This window comes from Atopobacter phocae ATCC BAA-285 (assembly GCF_000526675.1).
Taxonomy (GTDB): Bacteria; Bacillota; Bacilli; order Lactobacillales; family Aerococcaceae; genus Atopobacter; species Atopobacter phocae.
In genome coordinates, this window is the sequence record NZ_JAGN01000065.1 from 1 (window position 1) to 4,650 (window position 4,650).

Genomic DNA, 4,650 nt, shown 5'->3' on the forward strand with positions numbered 1-4,650 from the left:
AATATTACTTTAATTATCGTGTCACACAACTTATCCATATTAAAGAATTATTGTACACGTATTTTATTTTTAGAGGATGGTCGAATTCGTGATGAATTTATTCCTAAAAAATCGGAATTGTCTAAAGAAGACGATTATTTCCGTTATGTAAAGGAGTTTATGTCACATGATTGAATCATTTTTGAATAATCAAGCGGGAATTTGGACCGCTTTTATTGAGACGATGTACATGGTATTTTTTAGTTCAATATTGACCATTATAGTGGGTATTTCATTAGGGGTTTTATTATTTTCAACAAAGAAACGCTATTTATTAGATAATAAAATAATTTATCAGGTAGTTAGTATTTCATTAAATGCTTTAAGAAGCATACCATTTTTAATTTATATTTTTATTTTAATTCCTATCAATCGTTTCTTATTCGGAACCGCTTTTGGGAATGTTGCAACAATTATTCCTATATCGACAGTTGCGATTAGTCTTTATGCGAGATTTGTTGAACAGGCATTACTAAGTGTCCCTAATACGATTATTGATCGTGCGATTAGTATGGGCGCGACAAAATTTCAAATGATTCGCTATTTTTTAATACCAGCGATTCGATCGGATCTAATTTTGTCCTTCACGAATGTTTTTATTAGCATGTTATCCTATTCAACAGTTGTTGGAGTTATTGGAGCTGGAGGATTAGGAGATTATGCCTTTCGATATGGTTATCAAGAATATGACTATCCATTAATGTATGTCATCATTATAATTTTCATTATTATTGTTTTTATTGCACAGACTATCGGATACTTGTTATCCAAAAGAAAAGGGGAAAGAAAATGAAAAAAATATTTGCAGCGTTATTATTTGTACTAGTATTAGCAGGTTGTGGTTCAAAAGGTACTACTGAAACAAGTTCAACTGACTCAAAAGAAAAGGTAGAAGTGATTAAAGTTGCTTCACACACTGCGCCTATGACAACCATTTTAGAAATGATTCAAGATGATTTAGAAAAAGAAGGTTACCAATTAGAAATTGAAACAGTAACAGATAACGTTCAGGCAAATGTTGCTTTACAAGGAAAAGAAGTCGATGCAAACTTCTTCCAACATCCATTATTCATGCAAATGTTTAATGAAAAGAACGGCACAGACTTTGTTGCCGTACAACCGATTTATAACGCAGTTGTTTCTTTTTACGGTAAAGACTTAAAGAACATTGAAGATTTAAAAGATGGTGCTGACATTGCTGTTCCATCTGACCCTGCTAACTTAACTCGTGCATTACGTTTGTTAGAACAAAATGATTTAATTAAATTAGATGATGACAAAAGCTATAGTTTAACGTTGGAAAATATTAAAGAAAATCCTAAAAACTTAAAATTTACAGAAGTTGGTTTATTAAACTTAAATGAAGCTTATGAAGAAAAAGATATGGTATTTAACTATCCAACATACATTAAAAAGTTAGACTTGAATCCAGAAGAAAATGGTTTAATCTTTGAGAAAAATGATGACCTAAACTACGCTATCTCATTAGTAGTTAATAAGGAAGACGAAGATAGTGATAAAATTTCTGCGCTTAAAAAAGCAATGGCAAGCGATGAAGTGAAAGCATTCTTAGAAGGTGAATTAAAAGGATCAGTTATTGTATCATTTTAAGACAAAGTGATTTAATGTTGATTAGCTAAATGATTTAAGACAAAAATAAAAACGCATGACATCCATTTTTTACGGATGCCATGCGTTTTTTTATGTTTATTCAAAAACTAAAATGTAAGAAAGTGAAGTTATTTCTGATCGTCTTGAGTGATATTAAATCGTTTGGATGCCATAACAGCTGTGGCGACAGTGGATGTATTGTGTAACATAGCTGCAGTTGTATTGGATAAAATGTTGAATACACCGCCACCAATTAAGAAGGAGTTAAATCCAATAATAAATTGATACGTATGTTTTAAACGTTGATTCAATTGATGACTGATTGTTTCAAGTGTAAAGAGTGTGTTCAAGTCATCAGACATTAAAACAATATCACTTACTTGTCGAGCTAAATCAGAAGACTCTTTCATAACGATACCAATATCCGCTAAAGAAATAGCAGCGGAATCATTAATTCCATCACCAATCATTGCGACTTTATGTCCTTGATGTTGTAATTTTTGAATATAACCAAATTTTTCTTCAGGTAATAACTGCGATAGAACTTCATCAAATCCAAACGGTTCAGCAAATTGCTGAGCGCGATCTGCTTGGTCACCGGTTAAAAGACAAATCCGTTTTCCAGCTCGTTTTAAACGGTAGAGAACATCTGCTGTTTCGGGACGAATTTGTGTATCGATAACAAAAATAGCAATTAATTGCCCATCGTATGCTAAGTACAATAAATTGAAGTATTTTTCTTTTTCTTCAATAATTTGAGCAGTTTCTGGTGAATGATAAGCTTCTTCATCTTCTAAAATAAAGTGCTTACTACCAATAACGACTCGTTTTTGATCGATACTTGATTCAATTCCATGAGCAACAATATAACGTAAATCTTCATGCATTTCTTCATGCGTAATATTGTAGTCAATAGCCGTTTGAACAATAGCTGCTGCAATCGGATGATGATAATGTTCTTCTAAACAAGCCGCAATTCGAATAACTTCTTCTTGAGAGTATCCTTCGAATGGAATAATTTCAACGACTGTCGGCGTGGAATTAGTTAATGTCCCTGTTTTATCAAAGATAAAGGTATCAATTTGATTGAAGTTTTCAATAAATTTACTGCCTTTAACAACTGCTCCATAGTCTGAAGCTTCTTTCATAGCCGTTAAATTAATTAATGGCCCAATTAAACGAAGCGCACATGAAAAATCGACAAGCATAAAGGTTAATGCACGATTTAGATTCCGAGTAAGGAGATAGGTGATCGTTGCTCCAATAAAGTTGTATTTAACTAGTCCGTCTGCTTGCGTTTCTAGTGTTTTTTGAACCGATGATTTCGTTTCTTCGGATTGACTAATTAAATCCACTAACTTAGCAATAGCCGTATCTGTTTGAATATTAGTTACTTTAAATTGAATATCGCCTTCGCCTAAAACGGTATTTGCAAATACTTCATCGCCCGCTGTCTTACGAATTGGGAAAGCTTCACCAGTTAAACTGGCTTCATTCACAAATCCTGTGCCGCTTGTAACAATACCATCGAATGGAATCATATTACCATGATTGACAATAACGATATCACCGGCTTTAATTTGTGAAGCTTGAACTTCAACTGCTTGATTGTCAATAACTTGCCATACACGATCGATAGATAATGCTAAACTTTTCTTTAAATCATTATATGATTTACGACGAGTATGATGTTCCAATTTGTCACTTAATTGAAGTAAGAACATAATGGATCCAGCTGTTTCAAAATTGCTACGAATCATTGAAATAATAATAGCCGTTGCATCTAGAACATCTACGGTCAATTGTTTATTTTTCAAATCAATCAAAGCATGTCGAATATATTGAATGGCCTGATAACTTTGTCGAATCCGACGAATCGGTGTTGGCACGAACCATTTAATTAATAAATGCTTAGTGAATTCATCGCGAAAAATATCGAACACATCGACCGTTTCTTCGATGGGATGATGAAAGGCTTCAATTAATTCATTAGGGTCAATGGAATTCAAGCGTTCGATTAATTGAGGTAACTGTCCCGGAGTTAATTGAAAAACAACCGAAGGAGTACGCTTATACCATTTAATTTGATATAGAAACATGGCACATGCAATATGTTGTTCGATGGCTACACAGATAGACTCCGTTAGAGGAATATCGAATTGAATGCGAACGCGATTAGGAGTTTGGTGCACAATATGATACAAAATGATCAAGCTCCTTCAATTAAAGTTCCAATTGTTTTTTTAATTGCTCTAAATCAGATTCTTTTTTGCCTTCTTCATAGATAGCTTTAGCTTCTGCTAAAATATCGCCACCTTGTTGACGAATTTCGTCTAATTTTGCATCGAAGGTGTCCTTAACTTGGAATCCTTGTGCGAGTGATTTAACATATAGTTTTCTTGCAGAATCGCTTTTAACGGCACGCATAGCTACCGGACCTAAAGTCATTCCACTTAAAAATACAGCGCTTTTTGAACCTACTACTAATTTTAATACGTTTTTTATCATAAATATCATCCTTTCGTCTTTTGAGTGATCAGTTGTTTCTTTGTTATCTTAACAGTATACAGCATATAAAAAGAAAAAAATAGTAATTAACAAAGGTTAAGGAGGGTGAATTTTAAATATAAAAAAGAGGCTGGGACAAAAGGCCTTTAAAACCGTCCATTTTTTTAGAAATTGGACGGTTTTTTATAAAAAAAAGAAGACACCTTTGATATAATAGTAATAACAACAAAACTATTAGGAGGTGTCTTCTTTGTTTATTAATTTTAACACGAATCAAACAAATTTACCAATCGATTTAGCAACTTATTTAGAGCCTGATCACATCGTTTTTCACATTTATAATTTTGTTCATTCATTAGATTCTTCATATTTTGAAATGTTTAGGACAACTAATGGCCGTCCGGCCTACCATCCAAAAGCAATTTTGATGGCACTTCTTTACGCTTACAGCGAAGGCACTTTTAGTGGTCGTAAAATTGAAAAAATGATGAA

The 4,650-nt window shown here is 33.0% G+C and carries 5 protein-coding genes; 3 read left to right on the forward strand and 2 right to left on the reverse strand.

Annotated features, from left to right (window positions below; all coding sequences use genetic code 11):
- Positions 1 to 166 precede the first annotated feature (166 nt).
- Together L866_RS0107970 and L866_RS0107975 are read left to right on the forward strand one after the other, a co-directional pair.
- Positions 167 to 832, forward strand: a complete 666-nt coding sequence (locus tag L866_RS0107970) for a methionine ABC transporter permease (protein ID WP_025730832.1) — start codon at positions 167 to 169, stop codon at positions 830 to 832.
- Positions 829 to 1,650 carry a MetQ/NlpA family ABC transporter substrate-binding protein gene (locus L866_RS0107975; protein WP_025730835.1) on the forward strand — a complete coding sequence of 274 codons (822 nt, stop codon included), beginning with the start codon at positions 829 to 831 and terminating at the stop codon, positions 1,648 to 1,650. Before L866_RS0107970 ends, L866_RS0107975 begins: the two co-directional genes overlap by 4 nt.
- A gap of 128 nt (positions 1,651 to 1,778) precedes the next feature.
- Here the strand turns inward: L866_RS0107975 and L866_RS0107980 are convergent, their stop codons facing one another.
- Entirely contained in the window at positions 1,779 to 3,854 is a 2,076-nt protein-coding gene (locus L866_RS0107980) for a heavy metal translocating P-type ATPase (protein ID WP_051452883.1), read from the reverse strand.
- Between the two features lie 19 nt (positions 3,855 to 3,873).
- On the reverse strand, positions 3,874 to 4,158 hold the full coding sequence (locus tag L866_RS0107985) for a DUF6110 family protein (protein WP_025730838.1): 285 nt from the start codon (positions 4,156 to 4,158) through the stop codon (positions 3,874 to 3,876).
- Positions 4,159 to 4,408: 250 nt separating this feature from the next.
- Here L866_RS0107985 and L866_RS0107990 point away from each other — a divergent pair.
- On the forward strand, positions 4,409 to 4,650 hold a 242-nt coding region (locus L866_RS0107990), incomplete at its 3' end, for a transposase (protein WP_025730839.1).